The following is a 623-nucleotide window of genomic DNA, read 5'->3' on the forward strand; positions in this document are numbered from 1 at the left end:
CGCTACCGCTTCACGCCGACTGTCGAATTCGCCTTGTTCGGCGAGTTCCAAGCGCATGGTGGCCGCGGTGTCGAGGTGACCTGCGGCAGCCACTTCCCCGACGAAGTGGCTAGGTACGCCGAGATGGCGCTCGAGTTCGACCTGCTCGCCTCGCGCGGCAGCGACTTCCACGCCCCCGACGAGAGTCGCGTTCCGCTCGGCAGCCTGCCCGACCTGCCGGGCAAGGTCGAACCGCTGTGGTCGGTGTGGGCCGACACGCTGTCGGGCCAGCAAGCGCCCCGTGCCGGCCAGCCCGGCGCTCTGGCCACGGACGCAACCGTTTCGTGAAACTGCCTCACGCTGGCGCCCCGCCGCGCCAGCGCCCGCTGCTGGGCGTGACCCTGATCGCGCTGGCCGCGACCTGTTTCGCGACGATGGACAGCACCAGCCGCTACCTCGGCGGCTTCGTGCCGGTGTTGCTGTTCTTCTGGGCCCGCTACTGCTTCCAGGCGACGGTGATGGCAGTCTGGCTGGCCGCGCGCGGTGGCCGAGCAGCGTTCGCCACGGCGCATCCCCGCTTCCAGTTCATTCGGGGCGCCTTGCTCGCGGCCACCAGCGCGATGAGCTTCTATGGCGTACAGCAG

General features: G+C 69.8%; 1 protein-coding gene and 1 pseudogene. Both read left to right on the forward strand.

The genetic code is table 11. From position 1 onward, the window contains the following. A partial coding sequence (locus AC1DYI_RS37860) for a PHP domain-containing protein (RefSeq protein ID WP_477209185.1) occupies window positions 1–327 on the forward strand: 327 nt, incomplete at its 5' end. After that, window positions 324–623: pseudogene (locus AC1DYI_RS37865) on the forward strand (DMT family transporter); the annotation flags it as partial. The gene AC1DYI_RS37860 and the pseudogene AC1DYI_RS37865, both read left to right, overlap by 4 nt.

The organism is Ideonella sp. P3_A4 (genome assembly GCF_056403075.1).